Here is a 21,260-nt window from a genome sequence, read left to right as displayed (position 1 = left end):
GCGGCCTAAGTCAAAGTCCCCCCTCACCCGGCCAATGGGCCGGGAGCTCCCCCAGCGGGGGAGCATCTCTGCCGTGTCCCTACGCCGCCGGCAGGGCGCCGGCCTCGACGTTCAGGCGCCGCACCATCTCCATGGAGAGATAGCCGTCGGCGGTCAGGCCGCGGGCCTTCTGCCAGTTGCGCAGGGCCGTGCGGGTGTTGACGCCCACCACCCCGTCCGGCTCGCCCGGATTGAAGCCGAGCCGCAGCAGGGCGGTCTGGGCGCTGATCCGGTCACCGATGGCCAGCGGCGTCTCGTAGGGCCAGGCGGTGACCAGCGGCGCGCCGCCGGCGAACCGGTCGGCCAGCAGCCCCACGCCCAGCGCATAGGCCGTCGAGTTGTTGTAGGTGCGGATCGCGAAGTGGTTCGGCAGCAGCAGGAAGACCGGCCCGCTCGCGCCTGCAGGCGCCGCCAGCTGGGCCTTGGCCAAGAGGTCGGCGGCGGACCACGGGCGGCCGTCGGCGGGGCGCACGCCGATCTGGGCCCACCAGTCCGGCGTCTCGCGTGGACCCTCGGTCAGGCTGTAGTCGAAATCGGCGGGCAGGGTGACTTCGCGCGCCCAGCTCTGGCCGCGCACCCAGCCGCCCTTGGCCAGCAGGTTGGCCGCCGAGGCCAGGGCGTCGTTGCTGGAGCCCCAGATGTCGCGCTTGCCGTCCCTGTCGCCGTCCACGGCGGTGGCGAGGTAGTTGGACGGCAGGAACTGGGTCTGGCCCATGGCGCCGGCCCAGGAGCCCTTGAGCTGGGCGCGGGAGGCCTCGCCCGAATCGATGATCCGCAAGGCCGCGATCAGCTCGCCCTCGGCGAAGTTCCGGCGGCGGCCGTGATAGGCGAGGCTGGCCATGCAGCGGATGACGTCGAAGTCGCCCTGGACGGCCCCGAAGGCGCTCTCCATGGCCCAGACCGCGATCAGGATGTCGCGCGGCACGCCGTACTGCTGCTCTATACCCGGCCAGAACGGCAGCTCGCTCCGATAGCGCTGGCCGCGCGCGATGCGTTCATCGCTGACCGTGCCCTTTATATAGTCGCCGACCGGCTTGGAGAATTCCGGCTGGGCCGAATCCAGGCTGATCACCCGGGGATTGGGCGTAACCCCTGTCAGTTCCCGGTCGATCAGGCCTGCGGACAGCCCTGCGCCCATGGCGCGGGTGCGAAACTGGCCGCGCCATTCGTCGAACCCGGCGTCGCCTGACGAGGGCGGCGCGGCGGGTCCGGCCGGCGGCGTCGTGGGGGCCGGCGCGGGCGTGGCCTGCGCCAGGTTGGGCGAGGAGGGGCTGCTGCAGCCGGCGAGAAGCAAGACAAGGAATATGCGACGGTCCATAAGGCAGCCTAGCGGTGCGTCGCGCAGGCCTCAATCACAAGGCCGCGATGGACATCAATCGCGCCGGGCGTTGACTCAAAAGCCTCAGCCCCGTATACGCGCCCGCTCTGTAGATAACCCCCTGGGTGAAAACCCGGCGCCCGAGAATTAGGTCCATGAAGGTCAGAAGCTCGCTTAAGTCGCTCAAGACTCGCCACCGCGACTGCAAGCTCGTGCGTCGCAAAGGCGTCGTCTACGTCATCAACAAGACCAACCCCCGCTTCAAAGCCAAGCAAGGCTGAGATGCCTGAGGCGGCCGTCAAAGCCGTCTTGTGGGACATTGGTAATGTCATCGTGCGCTGGAACCCGCGCACGCTCTACGACAAGTTCTTCAAGGAACCGGCCGAAGCCGACCGGTTCCTTTCCCATGTCTGCACCATGGACTGGCACGTCGCCCACGACCTGGGCGTGACGTTCGCGGACAACCGCGCGCCGCTGCTGGCGCGCTTCCCGGAATATTCCGATGCGATCCACGCCTGGGAGACCAGGTGGTGGGAGATGTTCTCCGGTCCGATCCCGGAGACCGAGGCCGCCATCGAGGCGCTGCACGCCGCTGGCGTGCCCCAGTTCGGCGTGACCAACATGTCCCACGAGACCTTCCCGGGGACGATCGCCATGAGCCCGGCGTTCAAGCGGCTGCGGAACTATGTGGTTTCAGCCCACGACGGGGTGATGAAGCCCGATCCGGCCTTCTACGCCCTGGCCTGCGAGCGGTTCGGCCTGACGCCGGCCGAGGTGCTGTTCGTCGACGATTCGGCGTGGAACATCCGCGCCGCCGAGACCTTCGGCTTCGACGTGCATCACTTCACCGATCCGGCGGCGCTGCGCCCCGCGCTGGAAGCGCGTCGCCTCCTCTGACTGTGAACGGGCCTAAGCCGCCGCCGCCCTATGGGCAGCGCCGCCTCAGCCGTTCCTGACGAACTCCAGGAACTCCTGGCGGGTGCGCGGATCGTCGCGGACCACGCCCAGCAGATGGCTGGTGGTCAGGCGCGAGCCGGGCGTGTTGACCCCGCGCATGGTCATGCAGCTGTGCTCGGAGACGATCACCACCCCGACGCCCTTGGGCTGCAGGATGTCCTGGATCGCGCCGGCAATCTCGGCGGTGAGCTTCTCCTGGATCTGCAGCCGCCGGGCGAAGCCGTGGACGACGCGGGCCAGCTTGGAGATGCCCACCACGCGGTTGGACGGCAGGTAGCCGACATGGGCCTTGCCCAGGAACGGCAGCATGTGGTGCTCGCAGAAGCTCACCACCCGGATGTCGCGCAGCACCACCAGTTCGTCATAGCCCCCGACCTCGTCGAAGGTGCGCTCAAGATAGTCGCGCGGGTCGGTCTCGTAGCCGGAGAACAGCTCCTTATAGGCCTTGGCGACCCGCGTCGGGGTCTCCAGCAGGCCCTCGCGGTCGGGATCATCGCCCGCCCATTCGATCAGGGTGCGCACGGCGGCCTCGGCCTCGCTCTGGGTCGGACGGTTCTTGGAATGGGGCATGGGAAACTCCGCGTCGTTCCGTCTCAACGACTTGGCTGCAGCTAAGGTTCAGCGCGCGGATGACAGAGCCCGGTCTCGCCGCTAGGTTCGCGCGCCTTTCCGCCACCCCAGACCTGTGAGACCTTGATCCCATGTCCGACGACTCCGCCCACGGCGATATCCTGAACCAGGCCGCCCAGGGCCAGCTTAAGAGCATCATCGAGCGCATCGAGCGCCTCGAGCAGGAGAAGTCGGAGATCGCCGAGCAGATCAAGGAAGTCTTCGCCGAGGCCAAGGGCAACGGTTTCGACGTCAAGATCCTGCGCAAGGTGGTCCGCATCCGTAAGCAGGACCGCGCCAAGCGGCTCGAGGAAGAAGCTATCCTCGACCTCTACCTCTCGGCGATGGGAGAGATTTGAAGCGAGCCCCGCCAGACCGGAAGGAGCAGGCCAAGCGGGCCGCGCTCAACGCACTGAAGCGGGTCCGTCGCCAGGCGGACCGCGCTGATGTGAAACTTTCGGACTGGGAGGGGGAGTTCCTCGGCTCGGTCGAGGAACGCGTGAAGACCTTCGGTCGCGCCTTCGGGGATCCCGAGAAGGGCGCGGCCGGCGAGGCGCTCTCGGCGCTGCAGACGGTGAAGCTCAAGGAGATCGCCGCCAAGGCCAAGGGCGAGAAGAAGGAGCTGCAGAGGCGGCCCTTCAAGCGGCGAGCCAAGCCGTATTCCGAAGATTGACCAGCATAGGTCGCTCACCCCGCGCAGTCGGGGAACCCAAGGCTCGTCATCCTAGGCCTTGTGCCTAGGACCCCTCGAGCCGTCACTCGAACAGTGAAAGCCGGTAGCTCGACCTCGTCGCTCCGCCCCCTCAGTTCAGTTGAAGCCGCGGGAGGGGTCCTAGGCACAAGGCCTAGGATGACGAGGTGTGTGGGTTTGCCCCTAGGCCGCCGCCGTGGCGTCGTCGGCCTCGCCCTCGGAGGCGCCCTTGATGTTGTCTTCCAGCCCCTGCTCGCGAACCTTGCGATAGAGGGTGGAGCGGCCGATGCCGAGGCGGCGGGCCACCTCGCTCATGTGGCCGGCATAGATCTCGATGGCTAGGGCGATCAGGTCGCGCTCGATCTCCTCCAGCGTCCGCAGATGGCCGCGCTGGTCCAGGATGCGGACCGGCGCGTCGGCGGGCATTTCGGCGACCAGCTGCTCGGCGGTCGGCAGGCTGATCGGGCGTTGGTGGGCGACGGCCTCGTAGGCTTCCGGCGGCGGCGCCGCGACGCCCGAGATCGCCGGGAAGTCGAAGGGCTGCAGATAGGGCGCGTCGGCCAGGACGATGGCGCGATAGACCGCGTTCTCCAGCTGGCGGACATTGCCCGGCCAGTCATAGGCGGTCAGGAAGGCCAGGGTCTCGGCCGAGGCCCCGACCACGCTCTTGCCCTCTTCGATATTGAAGCGGCGGACGAAGTGCTCGACCAGGGCCGGAATGTCCTCGCGGCGATTGCGCAGGGCCGGGGCCTCGATCGGGAAGACGTTCAGGCGATAGAACAGGTCCTCGCGGAACAGGCCGTCCTTGACCGCCTGGGCGGGGTCTCGATTGGTCGCCGAGACGATGCGGACATCGACCTTGATCGAGCGCTTGGAGCCGACCGGGTCGATCTCGCTCTCTTGCAGGGCGCGCAGCAGCTTGACCTGAGTGTCCAGCGGCAGTTCGCCGACCTCGTCGAGGAACAGGGTGCCGCCGTTGGCTTCCTGGAACTTGCCGACGTGCTTGTCGGTGGCGCCGGTGAAGCTGCCCTTCTCGTGACCGAACAGGATGGATTCCACCAGGTTCTCGGGCAGGGCGCCGCAGTTCACCGCGATGAACGGCTTGCCGGCGCGATCCGACGAGCCGTGCACGGCGCGCGCGATCACTTCCTTGCCGACCCCGCTCTCGCCGGTGATCAGGATGGGGATCGAGGACTTCGCCGCCCGCTCGCCCATCCGCTTGACCATGGTCATGGCGGGCGAATTGCCGACCATGTCGGCGAAGCTGGCGCGGCCGGTGGCGTGCTTCTTCAGGCGGTCGACCTCGCCCTTCAGCGCACCCATCGACAGGGCGTTGCGGATCGAGACCAGGATGCGTTCAGGGCTCGCCGGCTTGATGAAGAAGTCGCTGGCCCCGGCCTGCATGGCCTGGACCACGGTGTCGATGCCGCCGGTGGCGGTGACCACGATCACCGGCTGGGGGAAGTTGCGCGCACGCATCTCCGTCAGCGTCTCCTGGCCGGTCATGCCGGGCATGACTAGGTCCAGCAGGATGACGTCGATCGGCGAGCCGGACTGCAGGCGCGCGATAGCCGTGTCGCCGTTCTCGGCGTGGATCACGGCGAAGCCTTCACGCTCCAGGACGGCCTGGATCAGTCTGCGCTGCGTCGGGTCGTCATCGACGACGAGGACCGTCTTGGTCATTTGAAACACCCACACCTGGAACGGACGCTCGTTTCGCCGATGGACTGGTCGAACGAGGCTCTTGTTGGCTCGAATTGATACAGGAGGGGGGTAAAGGCGGGGTTTCGGAGTCCTGAGTCGGGCGTTAACGGGCATGGTTAGGTTCGGTAAACCATGCCTGCGTCGATCAGGTTTGAATCCGCTCCAGCAGGGACTTGAGGGTCTCCACCTCGGCGGCGGAGAAACCTCGCACCAGTTCGCGGTCATGTGCGCGGACCAGGTCCACGATCTGCGGCAGCTTCACCTCGCCGAACGGCGAAAGGAACAGCGCCTGGGCCCGCGCGTCGCCGGGGGCCGGATGCTGCTTAATCAGACCATGCGCGATCAGGGCCCGGGTGATGGCGAGCGCGCCGGAGCGGGCGATGCCCATGAGGCTGGCCAGTTCGGTCTGCTTCAGGCCTGGGTTCGACGCGATCAGCACCAGGGCCGAGAAGCGCTGGGTGGTGACGCCGAGCCCGCCCAGTTGGGCGTCGAAGGCCTCGGTCATCCGGATCTGCGCCCGGCGCAGGCCATAGCCGATCAACTCGTCCAGGACCCCGTAGTCGACGCCCGGCCGATGCGGATCAAACCGCCGCTTTTCATCCTGGCTCATCGCGTCCTCGCCCTCGCATCGCCCTGCGGTCACTAGGCTGATCGCAACGGAGCGTTGAAGTCCAAACCCATATTGTTATGGTGCATAACAAATAGCGTTCGAGAGGACGACGGATATGCGCGTGATCATCGCCGGCGCCGGCATAGGCGGCCTGGCCACCGCCCTGGCCCTGCATGCGGCGGGGCACGAGGTGAGCGTCTTCGAGGCCGCTCGCGAGATCCTGCCGCTGGGCGTCGGCATCAACCTGTTGCCGCATGCGGCGCAGATCCTGGCCGAGCTTGGGCTGCTGGACGATCTGGTCGCGCAAGGCGTGGCGACCCGCGAACTTGTCTATTTTAACCGGCTGGGCCAGCGGGTCTGGGGCGAGCCGCGCGGTGTCCTGGCCGGTCACGCCGCGCCGCAGATTTCGCTGCCGCGCGGCGTGCTGCAATCGGTGCTGCTGGAGGCGGCCATCGCGCGGCTTGGCCCTGAGCATGTGGTCTGCGACCGGCGGCTGGCGGGGTTCGACCAGGACCAGCGCCAGGTGACAGGGCGGTTCGTGAGCGCCGGGGGCGAGGCCTTCACGCTGCCGGCCGACATTCTCGTCGCCGCCGACGGCATTCACTCGTTCGCCCGTTCGGCCTTCTATCCGGGCGAGGACCCGCCAATCTATTCGGGGCGGATCCTGTGGCGCGCCACGACCCTGGCGGCGCCCTTCCTGACCGGCGCCAGCATGATCATGGCCGGTCACCAGGATCAGAAATTCGTCGCCTATCCGATCAGTGCGCCGCGCGCCGACGGCCGCCAGCAGATCAACTGGATCGCCGAACTGCGCATCGCCCAGAGCTTGCGGCGCGAGGACTGGAACCGGCGCGGCGCGCTGGAGGATTTCCTGCCCCGGTTCGAGGACTGGCGGTTCGACTGGCTGGACGTGCCGGGCCTGATCGAAGGCGCCGAGGCGGTCTACGAATACCCGATGGTGGACCGCGATCCGTTGCCGCGATGGAGCCATGGCCGGGTCACGCTGCTGGGAGACGCCGCCCACCCGATGTATCCGATCGGCTCGAACGGGGCGAGCCAGGCGATCCTCGACGCGCGGGCCTTGGCTCAGGCCCTGGCGGCGAACGCCGAGCCGGCGGCCGGTCTCGCGGCCTACGAACAGGCGCGGCTCTCGGCCACCGCGGCCATCGTCCTGGCCAATCGCGGCAATGGTCCCGAGCAGTGCATGCAGCTGGCGCAGGAGCGTGCGCCAGGCGGCTTCGAGCGCATCGAGGACGTGTTCGCGCCTGGTGAGCTGGAAGCCATGGCCGCCCGCTACAAGGTGCTGACGGGCCTGCGCCCCAAGGAGGTTTCTCGATGACGCCCGCCCTCACGCCGCTGATGACCTTGGAGGTGCTGGTCGCCCCACCCGTCCAGATCGACGCCGGCAGGCGGTTCATTCCCATTGTCGGCGGCACGGTGGGCGGCGGCCTGACCGGCAAGGTCCTGGCCGGCGGCGGCGACTGGCAGAGCATCTGGCCGGACGGCCGGATGGATATCGCCGCCCACTACGTCCTGCAGATCGACGGCCACGGGACGGTGGAGGTGGCCTCCGACGGCTTGCGCCATGGCCCGCCGGCGGTCCTGGAGGCCCTGGCGCGTGGCGAGTCTGTTGATCCGGCCAGCTACTATTTCCGGACCGCCGTGCGCCTGCGCACCGCCGCGCCCGGCCTGTCGCGCCTCAACGCCCTGATGGCGGTCGCTGTCGGCGAGCGCGCGCCGGACTGCGTGCGGCTGCGCGTATTTGAACTTAGCTAAGGCAAGCGCCTTGGCGTCGCCGCCCTGGGGTGCAGGGCGGCGAGAGCCTTAGCCCAGGGCGCGCTTATAGAGCGCCAGCAGTTCGGCCCAGGCCTTTTCGGCGGCGGGCTCGTTGTAGACCTGGCTGCCTTTGACGGTCCAACCGTGGGCGGCGCCGGCATAGACCTCGACCTTGTTCGGACGCTTGGCGGCGTCCAGGGCGGTCTTGATCTTTTCCTTGGCGGTCGGGTCCTGCTTGTCGTCGTTGTCGGCGACCAGGACCAGATATTCCGCGTGGCTCCCCGGCAGGGTCAGGTGCGGGCTGTTGGGCTGGTCGGTGTAAAGACCCCCGCCATGGAAGCTGGCCACCGCGCCCACGCGGGCCGGGACCGCGCCGGCGGTGAAGAAGGCCAGCGGGCCGCCCATGCAATAGCCCTGGGTCCCGACCTTCTTCTTGCGGTTGGTCTGCGGCTGGGCGTCCAGGAAGGCGATATAGGCGGCTGCGTCGCGGGCGGTCCCCTCCGGGGTGACGGTGGCGCGCATCGGCGCCAGCTTGGCGCGATCGTCGGGATTGGCGAAGTTGAAGCCGCCCTCCACGACCGGCGCGCGCTTGACCCGGTAATAGAGGTTGGGAACCAGCACGACATAGCCCTCGGCGGCGAGCCGACGGCCCATCTCGCGGAACACCGGGCGCAGGCTGACCACGTCGGGCCAGATCACCACGGCGGGCCAGGAGCCCTTGCCCTGCGGATAGAACAGGGCGGCGTCGGCCATGCCGTCCGGCGTCTTCACCTCGACGTCCTTTTCGACCACCGGGGCCGCGGCGCGGGCCGAGCCGGCGATCCCGGCGGCGGCCACGGTCATCAGGCCGAAGGCGCGGCGCGAGACGGTCGGATCGTCGATCAGGCCCTGATGGATATCGTCGTCACACATGGCGTCTGCTCCCTTGGTTCTATGGCTGCGCAGTCTTGACGGTATATTGTGTGCTGGAAAAGGTCCCGCCTGTGCGTTTGCGCATGGCGGCGGTTCACAAACCAGTGGTTGCGCATTGTCGCAGCAAGCTGGACCTTGGCGTCCTGATCAACAGGAATATGACGCCATGTTCGTCGGCCACTACGCCGCTGCGCTCGCCGCCAAGGCCGTGGCGCCGCGCGCGCCGCTCTGGACCTATGTCATCGCCGCCCAGGCGATCGACATCGGCTGGGCCGGGCTGGTCATGGCCGGCGTCGAGAAGGTGCGGATCGACCCCAGCCTGCCGGGCAGCGCGCTCGACCTCTACCACATGCCCTTCACCCACAGCCTGCCGGCGGTGGTGCTGTGGTCGCTGGCGGCGCTGGGGCTGGCGCGGGCCTTCCGCTTGCCTTGGGGCGCGGCGATCGCCATCGCCCTGACGGTGTTCTCGCACTGGCTGCTCGACCTGCTGGTCCACCGTCCGGACCTGGAGCTGTGGTTCGGCGGGGCCAAGGTGGGTCTTGGTCTCTGGAACTATCCGGTCCCCGAACAGGCCGTCGAGATCGGGCTGCTGGGGCTGGGCGCCGCGGCCTGGGCTTGGACGCGCAGCAAGGGCGGACAGTCGCTGTGGCCGGTGCTGGTGTTCGCCACCATCCTGGTCGCCGTCCAGGTCATAGAGATGGTCATGCCGTCCAGCGGCGGGACCGAGAGCCTGGGGCCGAGCGCCCTGGCGGTCTATCTTGTGATGGGCGCGATCGCCTGGGCGCTGGACCGTAGGCGCGCCTGACCTCGCGGCACGCTTGCCCAGCCCGAACTTCCGCGCATAGTTCCCTAAAGGCCGCGATTGAACGGCCGCCTGGGAGGCGCACGGATGAAGACCCTGAAGTTGGCGGCGGTTCTCGCCGCGACCGCGTTGCTCGCCGCTTGCAGTCAGGCCGGCGGCGGAGGCGGCAAGGGCGCGGGTAATGTCGACGGCGCCCGCATCACGGCGGCCAACGCCAATGGCGAATGGCTGACGGCGGGCCGGACCTATGACGAGCAGCGGCACAGCCCGCTCGACAAGATCAACGCCGGCAATGTCGGCCAGCTCGGCCTGGCCTGGATGCACGAGTTCGACACCGACCGCGGCCAGGAGGCGACGCCGGTCATGGTCGACGGGGTGCTCTACACCACCACCGCCTGGTCCAAGGTCTACGCCTTCGACGCCAAGACCGGGGCGTTGAAGTGGTCCTACGATCCCAAGGTCGAGGGCAAGAAGGGCTTCGACGCCTGCTGCGACGTGGTCAATCGCGGCGTCGCGGTCTGGAAGGGCCGGGTCTATGTCGGCGCGCTCGATGGGCGCCTGATCGCCCTGGACGCGGCCACCGGCAAGGAGGCCTGGAGCGTCCAGACCACCGACACCGGCCGTCCCTACACGATCACCGGCGCGCCGCGGGTCGTGAAGGACAAGGTGCTGATCGGCAACGGCGGCGGCGAGTACGGCGTGCGCGGCTACCTGTCGGCCTATGACTCGGCCACCGGCAAGCTGGTCTGGCGCTTCTACACCACGCCCAACCCCAAGGGGCTGCCGGACAACGCCGCCTCCGACAAGATCATGAAGGAGAAGGGCGCGGCCACCTGGTTCGGCGAAGGCTGGAAGGACAGCGGCGGCGGCGGCACGGTCTGGGACTCGATGGCCTATGACCCGGACCTCGACATCCTCTACGCCGGGGTCGGCAACGGCTCGCCCTGGAACCATGTGAAGCGCTCGGACGGCAAGGGCGACAACCTCTTCCTGTCCTCGATCCTGGCGCTCAAGCCCGACACCGGCGAGTACGTCTGGCACTATCAGACCACGCCCGGCGAGAGCTGGGACTACACCGCCACCCAGCACATCATCCTGGCCGACCTGAAACTGAACGGTCAGGACCGCAAGGTGCTGATGCAGGCGCCGAAGAACGGCTTCTTCTATGTGCTCGACCGCGCCAACGGGCAGCTGATCTCGGCCAAGCCCTATGTGCCGATCACCTGGGCCTCGGGCGTCGATCCGGCCACCGGCCGACCGATCGAGAACCCCGGCGTGCGCTATGAGAACGCGCCGTCGCTGCAGATCCCGGCGCCGTTCGGGGCGCACAACTGGCACCCGATGGCGTTCAACCCGAAGGAGGGCCTGGTCTATATCCCGGCCCAGGTCGTGCCCTTCGCCTATACGCCGGACAAGAACTACAGCTTCCGACTGGGCGCCTGGAACGTCGGCACCGACTTCCTGGCCAACGCCCTGCCGAGCGACAAGGCCCAGATCGCCGCCGTCAAGGCGATGGTGAAGGGCGAGCTGATCGCCTGGGACCCGGTGGCCCAGAAGGCGCGCTTCACCATCCAGCATCCGTATTTCTGGAACGCCGGCGTGCTGTCGACCGCCGGCGGCCTGATCTTCCAGGGCGCGGCGGAAGGCGAGTTCGCCGCCTATAGCGCCAGCGACGGCAAGAAGCTGTGGTCCTACAAGACCGACAACGGCGTCATCGCCGCGCCGATGACCTACGAGTTGGGCGGCGAGCAGTATGTGGCCCAGATGGTCGGCTATGGCGGCGCCGGCGCGCTCTCGGCGCCGACCTTCCTGCCCGATCGTCCGCGCCTGCCGGGCCGGCTGATGGTCTTCAAGATCGGCGGAACGGCCACGGCCCCGGCCTATGTGCGGCCCGAACAGGTCGCCCTCGACCTGACTGGCGTGACCTCGACCGGCGACGCCAAGCACGGCTTCGCCCTGTTCCACCAGAACTGCCAGGTCTGCCACGGGCCGAACGCCGGCGGCGCCTTCCTGCCGAACCTGCGCCAGTCGCAGATGCTGCTGTCGGCCGACAGCTGGAAGTCGGTGCTGATCGACGGGGCCCTGGCCGAACGCGGCATGGCGAGCTTCAGCCGCTTCATCAACGCCAAGGACGCCGAGGACCTGCGCGCCTACGTGCTCAGCGAAGCCCGCGCCGCCCAGGCGCCGGCGCCGGCGGCGGCGTCGGCCAAGGGAGGGGCTACGCCGAAGAGCTAATCCCACTCGTCATCCTCCGGTCGTCTGAAAGACGATCCCGGGGGACCCAAGCTGAGTTGCAGAACTTGATAGGCCGCCGCCAACGTCCCCCGGATCTCGCTTCGCGAGCCCGGAGGATGACGAGGTGAGTGGGGGATAGGGCGACGCGAACTCCCCCACGCCACCTCAGCCCTAGGAGTGACACGGCCGAAGGTCTATCTGTCCCCCCATGAATGCACCCGTGAAACTCGACGCCCTTCCTGAGTGGAACCTCGCCGACCTCTATGACGGCCGGGACGACCCCAGGATCGAGACCGATCTGGCCGCCGCCAAGGCCGCCAACGACGAACTGATCAAGATGAAGGGGCGCTTCACTTCGCTGCGTTCCGACGCGCTGCACCTGGGCGAGTTGCTCGATCACGGGATCAATCTCTACGAGACCGCCACCAACGGCCTTTGGGGCGTAGGCGCCTACGCCTCGCTGGCGGCGTCGACCGCCCGCGACGACTCGGCCTGGGCCAAGTTCGAGGCCGACCTGCGGGCGCGGTCCTCGCAGATCGCCGCCGACAGCCTGTTCTTCACGCTGGAACTGAACCAGCTCGAGGACAACGAGATCGAGATGGCCTTCAAGGCCCATCCGCCCGCCGCCCGCTGGCGGCCCTGGATGCGCCGCGTGCGGCTGTCGCGGCCGCACGAGCTGTCGCCTGACCTGGAGCGCATGCTGATCGACCGCGGCCCGGCGGTCGCCAACTGGACGCGGCTCTATGACGAGACGCTGGCGCGCCTGACCGCCAAGGTCGGCCGCGAGACCCTGACCCTGCCCGAAACGCTGAACCGGATGTCGGACCCCGACGCCACGCGCCGCAAGCAGGCGGCGCAGGGCTTGGCCAAGGCGCTGGAAGAGCGCACCCCGACCCTGGCGCTGTCGATGAACACCCTGGCCTTCGAAAAGCAGGTCGAGGACCGCTGGCGCAAGTACCCCGAGCCGGCCGCCTCGCGTCACCTGGCCAACGAGGTCGACGCCGACGCCGTCGAGGCGCTGGAAGCCGCGGTGGTCGAGGCCTATCCCTCGGTCAGCCATCGCTACTACGCGCTGAAGGCCAAGGTCATGGGCCGCAAGACCCTGGACTATTGGGACCGCAACGCCCCGCTCGATACCGCCCAGCCCCGCACCTATAATTGGGACGAGGCCAAGGGCATGGTGCTGGAGAGCTTCTCCGACCTGGCGCCGAAGTTCGCCGACACCGCGCGGACCTTCTTCAACGAGCCCTGGATCGACGCACGTCCGCGGGCCGGCAAGCAGTCGGGCGCCTATTCGCACCCGGTGACCGCCAACCGGCACCCCTATGTGTTCATGAACTATATGGGCGAGCGCCGCGACGTCCTGACCCTGGCCCACGAGCTGGGTCACGCGGTCCACCAGACCCTGTGCAGCCCGCTCGGCACCCTGCTGGCCGACACGCCGCTGACGCTCGCCGAGACCGCTTCGATCTTCGGCGAGGGCCTGGTGTTCGAACGCCTGCTGGCCGGCGCCTCCAAGCCGGAGCGCATGGGCCTGCTGGCCGGCAAGATCGAGGACGGCCTCAACACTGTCGTGCGCCAGATCGCCTTCCACCGCTTCGAGACCCAGTTCCACGCCGCGCGCCAGGAGGGCGAGCTTTCGCCCGACCACATCAGCGGCATCTGGCTCGACGTCATGGCCGAGAGCCTTGGCCCGGCGGTGAAGCTGAACCCCGGCTACGAGCACTACTGGGCCTATGTCAGCCACTTCGTGCACGCGCCCTTCTACGTCTACGCCTACGCCTTCGGCGATCTGCTGGTGCGCGGGCTGATGGAGAAGCGTCGCGAGGATCCGGTCGCCTTTGCCCCGCTCTATGAGGACTTGCTCGCCGCCGGCGGCACCCGAACCTATGTCGAGGCGTTGAAGCCATTCGGACTGAACCCGCGCGAGAAGGCCTTCTGGGCCGCGGGGGTGTCGCAACTGGAACGCCTGGTCGACGAGTTCGACGACCTGGTCTGAGGAAGACGCAGATGACCTCGAATGTCTCCAATCCCTGGCCGGAACTCGATTTCACCAAGGACAGGGAGACCTTCGAGGCTCTGCACCTCTGGAGCCAGATCGTCGGCAAGGCCCGCACCGCCTGCGCGCCCTGGCTCAATCACGGCTGGCAGGTGGCGCTCTATGTCAGCCCACGCGGCCTGACGACCTCGTCGGTTCCCAATGGGGCGGCGATCTTCGACATCGAGTTCGACTTCATCGACCACCTGCTGCGGGTGCGGACCAGCACCGGCTATGGCGGCGCCTTGCCGCTGGCCGGGCAGACAGTGGCCAGCCTCTATCGCGAGTTGGAGGGCATGCTGGCCGAGGCCGGCGTCCCGACGCAGATCAACGGCGCGCCGAACGAGATCGCCGACCCGACGCCCTTCGCCGCCGACGACCGGCCGCGCCGCTACGACCCTGACGCCGCCTCGCGGCTATGGCGGGCGCTGATCCAGATCGACCGGGTGCTCCAGGTTTTCCGCACCGGCTTCCTCGGCAAATCGAGCCCGGTGCATTTCTTCTGGGGCAGCTTCGACATGGCGGTGACGCGGTTCTCGGGCCGGCCCGCGCCGCCGCATCCGGGCGGCGTGCCGCACCTGCCCGACGCCGTGGCCCGCGAGGCCTATTCGCACGAGGTCTCCAGCGCCGGCTTCTGGCCGGGCGGCGGGCTGATCGACTATCCGGCCTTCTATTCCTACGCCTATCCAGAGCCGGCGGGGTTCAGGACCGCGCCGGTCGCGCCGCAGGCGGCGCTGTTCCACGAGGGGCTGGGCGAGTTCATCCTGCCCTATGAAGCGGTGCGCACGGCGCCAGATCCAGACGCCGCCCTGCTGGCCTTCCTGCGCAGCACCTATGCGGCGGCGGCCGACGCCGGGGCCTGGGATCGCGCGGCGCTCGAATGCGACTTGGGAACGCCGGGCGTGCCGCGGCCGTGCTGAGGCCGCTCCCTGCGGTTGCTGCAGCGCCGATCAGCCCCTAAGCCTCGCGGGTCTAAAAGGGTCTGATTTCCATGAGTAAGCACTGGTCTCGCGTCGAGTATCTGCATCTCGCCGTCACCAATCCGAACATCCACCTTCGCGGTACGCACAGCTATTACAGCGACGCCTGGACGGGCGGGTTCGAGGACAGCGTGGTCCGCTATCACTACGGCGACGCCTACAGCCGCGAGGCCTGGACCCCGCAGTGGCCGATCGATCAACTCCACATCGGCGACTATGTCTGCATCGGCGCCGAGGCGGTCATCCTGATGGGCGGCAATCACACCCATCGTACCGACTGGTTCAGCCTCTATCCCTTCGAGGACGTGATCCTCGAGGCCTATCAGGGCAAGGGCGACACGGTGATCGCCGACGGCGCCTGGATCGGCATGCGCGCCATGCTGATGCCCGGCGTGACCATCGGCGAGGGCGCCATTGTCGCGTCCGGCGCAATCGTCACCAAGGACGTTGCGCCCTACATGATCGTCGCCGGAAATCCCGCCACGCCGGTGCGCTCTCGCTTTGAGGCGCGCACTGTCGAGCGACTGCTCGAGCTCAAGATCTACGAGTGGCCGCAGGCCAAGTTCGACGCGTTGCGGCCGATGGTCTGCGCCGCCGACATCGAGGCGCTCGCCGCTGAATCAGCCCGTTGGGACGAGGCGCAGGCGCGCGCCTAGCGCCCCGCCTTCGCCCGCACGAACGCGGCGAAGCCTTCGAGATAGCCCTTCAGCATTTCCTCGATGGCCGGGTCGGCGAAGCCCTCGTCAGGGGCCAACGCCTTGTGGGCGCGTGAGACCATCAGCCGGCCGCCGAAATAGGGCTCGGTGCCCAGGGTCCGCAGCACCGGCAGCCAGGCGTTCTGGCTGAGGATGGTGCCGAACCCGCCCGGCGAGGCGCCGATCAGGCCGACCGGCTTGGCGCCGAACACGCGGGCGATGTCGCCCGCGGGCCGGGTCAGCCAGTCGACGGCGTTCTTGAACACGCCGGGGATGGAGTTGTTGTACTCGGGCGTCACCAGCAGCAGGCCGTCGGCGTCGGCGATATCGTCCTTCAGCGCGGCGACCAGCGGCGGAACGCCCTCGGCGGCCTCGACGTCGCCGTCATAGAGCGGGATGCCGCGGATCGTGCCGGCGGTGATCGTGACGCCCTCCGGCGCCAGGGCGACGGCGGCGCGTAGCAGTTGGGTGTTGAACGAGCCGCTGCGCAGGCTCCCGGACAGGCCGACGATGCGGATGGGGGAGGCGGTCATGGGGGATCCTCAGGGAGGTGAGCATCCATTGGTAAACGCAGAAAGCCCCCTCCGTCTCGGCGCTTCGCACCGATCCACCTACCCCAGAGGGGGAGGATCTGATCGGGTTAGATGCTCCCCCTCTGGGGGAGCTGTCAGCCCCCGGGACCGACTGCAGGTCGGCCCGAGGATAAACTCCGCTGACTGAGGGGGCTCTTTCGCGCCCTAGATCAGATCACCCCCCGCCGCCGAGGCGGTGGTGCCGTGCTGCTGGTAGGCCTTGATCACGTTGCGGCCGACCGTCCAGCGGTGGACCTCGTCGGGTCCATCGACCAGCCGTTGCGAGCGGATGTGGGTGTACCAGCTGGCCAGCGGCGTATCCTGGCTATAGCCGAGCGCGCCGTGCAGCTGGATCGCGGTGTCGACCACCTTGTGGACCATGTGGGCCAGGAACACCTTGGCGATGGAGTTCTCCTGCCGCAGGTCCAGGCCCTTCTCGGCCTTGTAGGCGATGTGCAGCAGCATCAAGCGGGCCATGTAGAGTTCGCTGGCGCACTCGGCCAACATGAACTGGACGCCTTGGCGCTCGTGCAGCGGCTTGCCGAAGGTCTCGCGCTGGGTGACGTGGGCGGCGGCCATGTCCAGCGCCCGCTGGGCCATGGCGACATTGTGCATGCCGTGGCGCAGGCGGCCGTAGGCCAGGCGATGCTGGCCCATGTTGAAGCCCTGTCCCTCGCCGCCCAGCAGGTTCTCGGCCGGGACCACCAGGTCCTTGATTTCGATCTCGGAGTGACCGCCGCCCATGATGTGGCTGAGCGGGCTCTCGACCGCCATGGTCTTGATGTCGCGCTTGATGTTGTAGCCGGGGTTCGGCAGCTCGACGATGAAGGTCGAGAACTGCTGATGGCGCGGGGCGTCAGGATCGGTGCGGGCCATCACCACGGCGATGTCGGCGGCGCTGGCGGCCGACGAGAACCACTTCTCGCCGTTCAGCACATAGTTCTCGTTGCCATCCTTGACCGCGGTGGTGCGCATGCCGGTGGCGTCGGCCCCGGCCGCCTTCTCGGTCATCGAGTAGCAAACCCGCTTTTCACCGGCCAGTAGCGGCTTGAGGTACTTCTCCTTCTGGAACTCGGTGCCGTGCGCCAGCAGGGTCAGCATGGTGGCGTCGTCGGGGCCCTGGCTGTTCATCGACAGCGCGCCAAGGTGGCTCTGGCCTAGCTCCATCTGCACCAGGGCGTTGGCGAGCGGCCCCAGGCCCATGCCGCCGTACTCGGTCGGGATGAAGGGCAGCCACAGACCCCGGGCGCGGGCCTTGGTCCGTAGCTTGGCCAGCAGCTCCTTGTAGTCGGCGCCGGCGTGCAGTTCCTTTTCGGCGGGGATGCACTCGTCCTGCACCCATTGGCGCACCTTGGCGCGGACGGCCTTGGCCTCTTCCGGAATCTCGAAATCGATCGCCATGGCGGGTCTCTCCCTATTTGAACTCTTGATTTGTGGCCGAGAGCGTCGGTCCATGTGAACCTCTCCAGCAAGCTTGATTAGCTGGGCTGCCGCCGGGGCAGGCCAGATATCGTGGTTTTCGAACGTCCTTCCGCGAGTGAAGGCGAACGGCCCGGCCGCCTTGACGCCGCCGGCCGAAAAACAAGGGGGAAGCGATGCACTACAAGGAGCTGAAGCAGGCCTGGTCGGAACTGATCGCGCCGGGGTCGCCCTTCGAAATCGCCGAGGTCGAGGTCCGGGGCCAGGCCTTGCGGATGTTCCGCCACGCCCCGCCCTCGGTGCGGGAGGTCTGGCTGTCGACCGCCCAATATGGCGACCGCGACTATCTGGTCTACGAGAACGACCGTCTGACCTACGCCCAGGCCCACGCCCAGGTGAACGCCATCGCCGCCTGGCTGGCCGCGCAGGGCGTGAAGTCCGGCGACCGGGTGGCCATCGCCATGCGCAACTACCCCGAATGGATGCTGCTCTACTGGGCCTGCGTCTCGACCGGGATCGTGGTCGTGGGCATGAACGCCTGGTGGGTCACCGACGAGATTGAATTTGGGATCAAGGATTCCGCGCCCAAGGTGATCTTCGCCGACGCCGAGCGGCTGGCCCGCATCCTGGAGCGTCCTGACGCCGTCAAAGGCGTCCCGCTGGTGGCCGTGCGCACCGATCCGGTTCCTCCCGGTGTCATCGCCTTCAGCGACGTGATCGCCGGCGGCGGCGAGATGCCGGTGGTGAGCGTCGATCCCGACGCCGACGCCTGCATCTTCTACACCTCGGGCACCACCGGCTTCCCGAAGGGCGCCCAGCTCACCCATCGCGGCTGCGTCGCCAACCTGATGAACATGGGCTTCTCGGCCCAGGTGCAGGGCCTGGCCACCGCGCGCGCCACCGGCGTCGCGCCCGATCCCAACGCGCCGGTTCCGGTTCCCGTGGGCCTGGTCGTCACCCCGCTGTTCCATGTCACGGCCAACAATTGCGCCGCCTACGCCGTCACCGCCGCTGGCGGCAAGATGGTCCTGATGTACCGTTGGGACGCGGGCGAGGCCCTGAAGCTGATCGCGGCCGAGAAGGTCACCGCCATGAGCGGCGTGCCGACCATGGCGCGCGAACTGATCACCCACCCGGACTTCCCGACGACCGACACCTCCAGCCTGGTGACCCTGGGCGGCGGCGGCGCGCAGCTCCAGCCGGACCTGGTCGGCAAGATCGACGAGCAGGTGAAGACCGCCCGGCCGAACACCGGCTACGGCATGACCGAAACCTGCGGGATCATCACCTCGGTCTCGGCCGACTTCTTCGTCGACAAGCCGGCCAGTTGCGGCCCGGCCATGCCGGCCTTCGAGGTCAAGTGCGTCGACGACGACGGCAAGACCGTCCCGGTCGGCGAACTGGGCGAGCTGTGGGTCAAGGGCGCGCCGGTCATCAAGGGCTACATCAACCGCCCCGACGCGACGGCCGAGTCGATCACCGACGGCTGGCTGCACACCGGCGACGTCGCCCGCATCGACGAGGACGGCTTCATCTTCATCGTCGACCGCAAGAAGGACATGGTCCTGCGCGGCGGCGAGAACGTCTATTGCGCCGAGGTGGAGGCCAATATCTTCCGCCATCCGTCTGTGGCCGAGGCCTGCGTGTTCGGGGTGCCGGACCCGCGCCTGGGCGAGGAGGTCGGGGCCGCCGTGGTTCTGCGTCCGGGCGAGAGCCTGTCGCCGGAAGCGCTGCGGGCGCACCTGGCAGGCATCAGCGCCAAGCATAAGATCCCGCGCTATGTCTGGTTCCTGGACGAGGCCATTCCGCGCAACGCCAGCGGCAAGTTCCTGAAGCGGCAGCTTCGCGAAACGCTGAAGCCGGAGGCGGCGGTTTAGACCAGTACGATGGTGTCATCCCGGAAGCCGCGCAGCGGCTGTCCGGGATGACAGTCTTAGGCAAGCTCGCCGCCGCTAGAGCCCCAGCACCGCCTTGGCCATGATGTTGCGCTGGATCTCGTTGGTGCCGGCGTAGATCGAGGCGGCGCGGTCGTTCAGGTATTTGGCGGCGGCCGTCAGGCTGTGGTCGGGGCCGACATGGCCCTGGTCGGCCGGCGGGCGATAGTTCGGGGTCGGTCCGCCGGGCCGCGTGGCGTGCGGTTGATACGGCTGCGCATAGACGCCGGCGGCCTCGACGGCGAGTTCGGTCAGCCGCTGGCTGATCTCGGTGCCGACGGTCTTCATCATTGAGGACTTGGCGCCGGGCGCGTCACCCTGGCTAAGGTTCGACAGAATCTGCAGCTCGACGGCCGCCAGGGCGTCGATCTCGATGGCCAGGGCGCTCAGGCGCGCCATGAAGCCGTGGTCGCCGGTCAGGCCCTCGGCCGTCGCCATCGCGCCGATGCGGCCTAGCCGCGCCTTCAGCCCCGGCGTGGCGACGCCGCCGCCGCGCTCGAACTCCATCAGGTACTTGGCCACGGTCCAGCCCTCGCCGATCTTGCCGACCACATTGGCCTTGGGCACGCGGACCTCGCTGAAGAACACGTCGTTCTGGATGTGCTCGCCCGACAGCATCAGGATCGGGCTGACGCTGACGCCCGGCGTGGTCATGTCGATCAGCAGGAAGGTGATGCCCTGCTGGGGGATACGCTCCTGCGAGGTGCGGACCAGGCAGAAGATCCAGTTGGCGGCGTCGGCGTGGGTGGTCCACAGCTTGTGGCCGCTGCAGATGAAGTCCTCGCCATCCTCCACCGCGCTCATCCGCAGGGAGGCGAGGTCCGAGCCGGAGCCTGGCTCGGAATAGCCCTGGCACCACAGGTGTTCGCCCGACAACATCCGCGGCAGGAAGTGGGCCTTCTGCTCCGCCGTGCCGTGGCCGATCAGCACCGGGCCGCACATGCCGATCCCCATCGGCGACAGGGGCGGCGCGCCGGCGGCGGCCAGTTCGCTGGCGTAGATGTAGCGCTGGGCCGCGCTCCAGCCGCAGCCGCCGTATTCGACCGGCCAGGCCGGGGCCGCCCAGCCGCGCGCATGCAGGATCTTCTGCCAGGCCGTGGCCAGGTCGTGCGGGGCGTAGACGCTGGTCATCAGCGCCGTGGCGCGCCGCATCTCCGGGGTCAGCTCGGCGTCCAGAAAGGCGCGGACCTCATCGCGAAACTTCAGTTCCGCCTCGCTCCAGCGAACGTGCATCGCGCGCCTCCCATGGCCTTTTGAGACATGTTGAGCAGATGCCGCCCCGGCAGGCTACTCCCGCAGGAACAGCGCGATCAGCGCGTCGGCGTGCGCCTCGATCTCTGCGTCGGTGGCGGTGTCGACGCCGTAGGCGTGGCGCACCTCGCCGGCCAGGGTGAAGGGGGCCTGGGCGGCGGCGGCGATCATGTAGATCAGGTGGCGCGGCTCCATCCGTGGCAGGCGGCCCTCGTCCATCAGCATGGTCAGGGTCTTGCGCCCGGCCCGGTGCTGGGGCCGCACGATCTCCTCGGCGATCCAGGCGGTGCGGTCGGAATCGCCGACCGTCTCATGGACCATGATCCGCGCATGCTCGGGGTGGTGGGCGCAGTAACGGACATAGTCGCGTAGATATTGCTTGAAGCGGTCGACCAGCGGCTGGCCCCGCGTGGCGCGCCAGCTGATGGCGCGCTCAGTGTTCATCCTGTCGATCAGATCGCGCAGGGCCGCCCGCCAGAGCGTCGCCTTGTCGGTGAAGTGGTAGCGGACCAGGCTGTGCTCGACCCCGGCCTTGGCGGCGATGTCGCGCAGCGCCACGCCTTCGAAGCCGCGCTCGGAAAACAGCGTCAGGGCCGACTGCAGGATAGCCTCCCGCGTCTCCTCGACCGACCGCGCGTTGCGGGCCGGCCGGCCTCGCTGTTTCGCCGCCAACATCGTCATGCGCTGATTATTGCCCGCTTGGGTAAAAATAGATAGC

General features: G+C 68.2%; 21 protein-coding genes. 12 read left to right on the top strand and 9 right to left on the bottom strand.

The window, feature by feature from the left end; all coding sequences use genetic code 11:
- Positions 1-79 precede the first annotated feature (79 nt).
- On the bottom strand, positions 80-1,357 hold the full coding sequence (locus ASE02_RS18120) for a lytic murein transglycosylase (RefSeq protein WP_056735998.1): 1,278 nt from the start codon (positions 1,355-1,357) through the stop codon (positions 80-82).
- A 155-nt stretch (positions 1,358-1,512) separates the two neighbouring features.
- On the opposite strand from ASE02_RS18120, the gene ykgO reads away from it, so the two are divergent.
- Together ykgO and ASE02_RS18110 are read left to right on the top strand one after the other, a co-directional pair.
- A complete protein-coding gene (ykgO, locus tag ASE02_RS18115) occupies positions 1,513-1,638 on the top strand; it encodes a type B 50S ribosomal protein L36 (protein WP_056735996.1) in 126 nt (41 codons plus the stop codon).
- Between the two features lies 1 nt (position 1,639).
- Positions 1,640-2,254 (top strand): HAD family phosphatase, encoded by a 615-nt coding sequence (locus tag ASE02_RS18110; protein WP_056735994.1) that lies wholly within the window; start codon positions 1,640-1,642, stop codon positions 2,252-2,254.
- 45 nt (positions 2,255-2,299) lie between these two features.
- On the opposite strand, the gene folE is transcribed toward ASE02_RS18110, so the two are convergent.
- Complete coding sequence (folE, locus tag ASE02_RS18105) at positions 2,300-2,884, bottom strand: GTP cyclohydrolase I FolE (RefSeq protein WP_056735992.1); 585 nt, start codon at positions 2,882-2,884, stop codon at positions 2,300-2,302.
- A 131-nt stretch (positions 2,885-3,015) separates the two neighbouring features.
- Between folE and ASE02_RS18100 the strand changes: the two genes are divergently transcribed.
- Complete coding sequence (locus tag ASE02_RS18100) at positions 3,016-3,282, top strand: DUF2312 domain-containing protein (protein ID WP_056735991.1); 267 nt, start codon at positions 3,016-3,018, stop codon at positions 3,280-3,282.
- Positions 3,279-3,596 carry a hypothetical protein gene (locus ASE02_RS18095; RefSeq protein WP_056735989.1) on the top strand — a complete coding sequence of 106 codons (318 nt, stop codon included), beginning with the start codon at positions 3,279-3,281 and terminating at the stop codon, positions 3,594-3,596. The genes ASE02_RS18100 and ASE02_RS18095 overlap by 4 nt, the downstream gene beginning before the upstream one ends.
- Positions 3,597-3,797: 201 nt before the next feature.
- Here the strand turns inward: ASE02_RS18095 and ASE02_RS18090 are convergent, their stop codons facing one another.
- Together ASE02_RS18090 and ASE02_RS18085 are read right to left on the bottom strand one after the other, a co-directional pair.
- On the bottom strand, positions 3,798-5,297 hold the full coding sequence (locus ASE02_RS18090; RefSeq protein WP_056735987.1) for a sigma-54 dependent transcriptional regulator: 1,500 nt from the start codon (positions 5,295-5,297) through the stop codon (positions 3,798-3,800).
- Between the two features lie 166 nt (positions 5,298-5,463).
- Positions 5,464-5,928 (bottom strand): MarR family winged helix-turn-helix transcriptional regulator, encoded by a 465-nt coding sequence (locus ASE02_RS18085; RefSeq protein ID WP_056735985.1) that lies wholly within the window; start codon positions 5,926-5,928, stop codon positions 5,464-5,466.
- A 115-nt stretch (positions 5,929-6,043) separates the two neighbouring features.
- Between ASE02_RS18085 and ASE02_RS18080 the strand changes: the two genes are divergently transcribed.
- Together ASE02_RS18080 and ASE02_RS18075 are read left to right on the top strand one after the other, a co-directional pair.
- Positions 6,044-7,267, top strand: a complete 1,224-nt coding sequence (locus tag ASE02_RS18080) for a flavin-dependent oxidoreductase (RefSeq protein WP_056735983.1) — start codon at positions 6,044-6,046, stop codon at positions 7,265-7,267.
- Positions 7,264-7,704, top strand: coding sequence for a DUF3237 family protein (locus tag ASE02_RS18075; RefSeq protein ID WP_056735981.1), 441 nt, complete (start codon positions 7,264-7,266; stop codon positions 7,702-7,704). The genes ASE02_RS18080 and ASE02_RS18075 overlap by 4 nt, the downstream gene beginning before the upstream one ends.
- A gap of 48 nt (positions 7,705-7,752) precedes the next feature.
- Here ASE02_RS18075 and ASE02_RS18070 read toward each other — a convergent pair whose 3' ends face one another.
- The gene (locus ASE02_RS18070) at positions 7,753-8,616 is read right to left on the bottom strand and encodes a dienelactone hydrolase family protein (RefSeq protein WP_056735980.1); all 864 of its coding nucleotides are present in this window, start codon (positions 8,614-8,616) and stop codon (positions 7,753-7,755) included.
- A gap of 166 nt (positions 8,617-8,782) precedes the next feature.
- Here ASE02_RS18070 and ASE02_RS18065 point away from each other — a divergent pair, with 166 nt between their 5' ends.
- The 5 genes from ASE02_RS18065 (at position 8,783) to ASE02_RS18045 (ending at position 15,327) form a co-directional block, all read left to right on the top strand.
- Complete coding sequence (locus ASE02_RS18065; RefSeq protein ID WP_056735978.1) at positions 8,783-9,421, top strand: metal-dependent hydrolase; 639 nt, start codon at positions 8,783-8,785, stop codon at positions 9,419-9,421.
- A gap of 84 nt (positions 9,422-9,505) precedes the next feature.
- Positions 9,506-11,653, top strand: a complete 2,148-nt coding sequence (locus ASE02_RS18060) for a PQQ-dependent dehydrogenase, methanol/ethanol family (RefSeq protein ID WP_056735976.1) — start codon at positions 9,506-9,508, stop codon at positions 11,651-11,653.
- 208 nt (positions 11,654-11,861) lie between these two features.
- Entirely contained in the window at positions 11,862-13,652 is a 1,791-nt protein-coding gene (locus tag ASE02_RS18055; protein WP_056735974.1) for a M3 family oligoendopeptidase, read from the top strand.
- An 11-nt stretch (positions 13,653-13,663) separates the two neighbouring features.
- Complete coding sequence (locus ASE02_RS18050) at positions 13,664-14,611, top strand: DUF5996 family protein (protein WP_056735972.1); 948 nt, start codon at positions 13,664-13,666, stop codon at positions 14,609-14,611.
- Between the two features lie 71 nt (positions 14,612-14,682).
- Positions 14,683-15,327 (top strand): CatB-related O-acetyltransferase, encoded by a 645-nt coding sequence (locus tag ASE02_RS18045; protein WP_056735970.1) that lies wholly within the window; start codon positions 14,683-14,685, stop codon positions 15,325-15,327.
- Here ASE02_RS18045 and ASE02_RS18040 read toward each other — a convergent pair.
- Complete coding sequence (locus tag ASE02_RS18040; protein ID WP_056735968.1) at positions 15,324-15,899, bottom strand: NADPH-dependent FMN reductase; 576 nt, start codon at positions 15,897-15,899, stop codon at positions 15,324-15,326. The two genes, ASE02_RS18045 and ASE02_RS18040, sit on opposite strands and share 4 nt — an antisense overlap.
- A gap of 204 nt (positions 15,900-16,103) precedes the next feature.
- On the bottom strand, positions 16,104-17,339 hold the full coding sequence (locus tag ASE02_RS18035) for an acyl-CoA dehydrogenase family protein (RefSeq protein ID WP_056735966.1): 1,236 nt from the start codon (positions 17,337-17,339) through the stop codon (positions 16,104-16,106).
- A gap of 194 nt (positions 17,340-17,533) precedes the next feature.
- Here ASE02_RS18035 and ASE02_RS18030 point away from each other — a divergent pair, with 194 nt between their 5' ends.
- Positions 17,534-19,234: a class I adenylate-forming enzyme family protein gene (locus ASE02_RS18030; protein ID WP_056735964.1), complete on the top strand. Its 1,701-nt coding sequence runs from the start codon at positions 17,534-17,536 to the stop codon at positions 19,232-19,234.
- A 75-nt stretch (positions 19,235-19,309) separates the two neighbouring features.
- On the opposite strand, the gene ASE02_RS18025 is transcribed toward ASE02_RS18030, so the two are convergent.
- Together ASE02_RS18025 and ASE02_RS18020 are read right to left on the bottom strand one after the other, a co-directional pair.
- On the bottom strand, positions 19,310-20,524 hold the full coding sequence (locus tag ASE02_RS18025; protein WP_056735962.1) for an acyl-CoA dehydrogenase family protein: 1,215 nt from the start codon (positions 20,522-20,524) through the stop codon (positions 19,310-19,312).
- A 54-nt stretch (positions 20,525-20,578) separates the two neighbouring features.
- A complete protein-coding gene (locus ASE02_RS18020; RefSeq protein WP_056735960.1) occupies positions 20,579-21,223 on the bottom strand; it encodes a TetR/AcrR family transcriptional regulator in 645 nt (214 codons plus the stop codon).
- Between the last annotated feature and the right edge of the window lie 37 nt (positions 21,224-21,260).

Source organism: Phenylobacterium sp. Root700 (assembly GCF_001429025.1).
GTDB lineage: Bacteria > Pseudomonadota > Alphaproteobacteria > Caulobacterales > Caulobacteraceae > Phenylobacterium.
The sequence above is the reverse complement of the archived record's forward strand: the minus strand, read 5'-3'. Positions and strand labels throughout refer to the sequence as shown.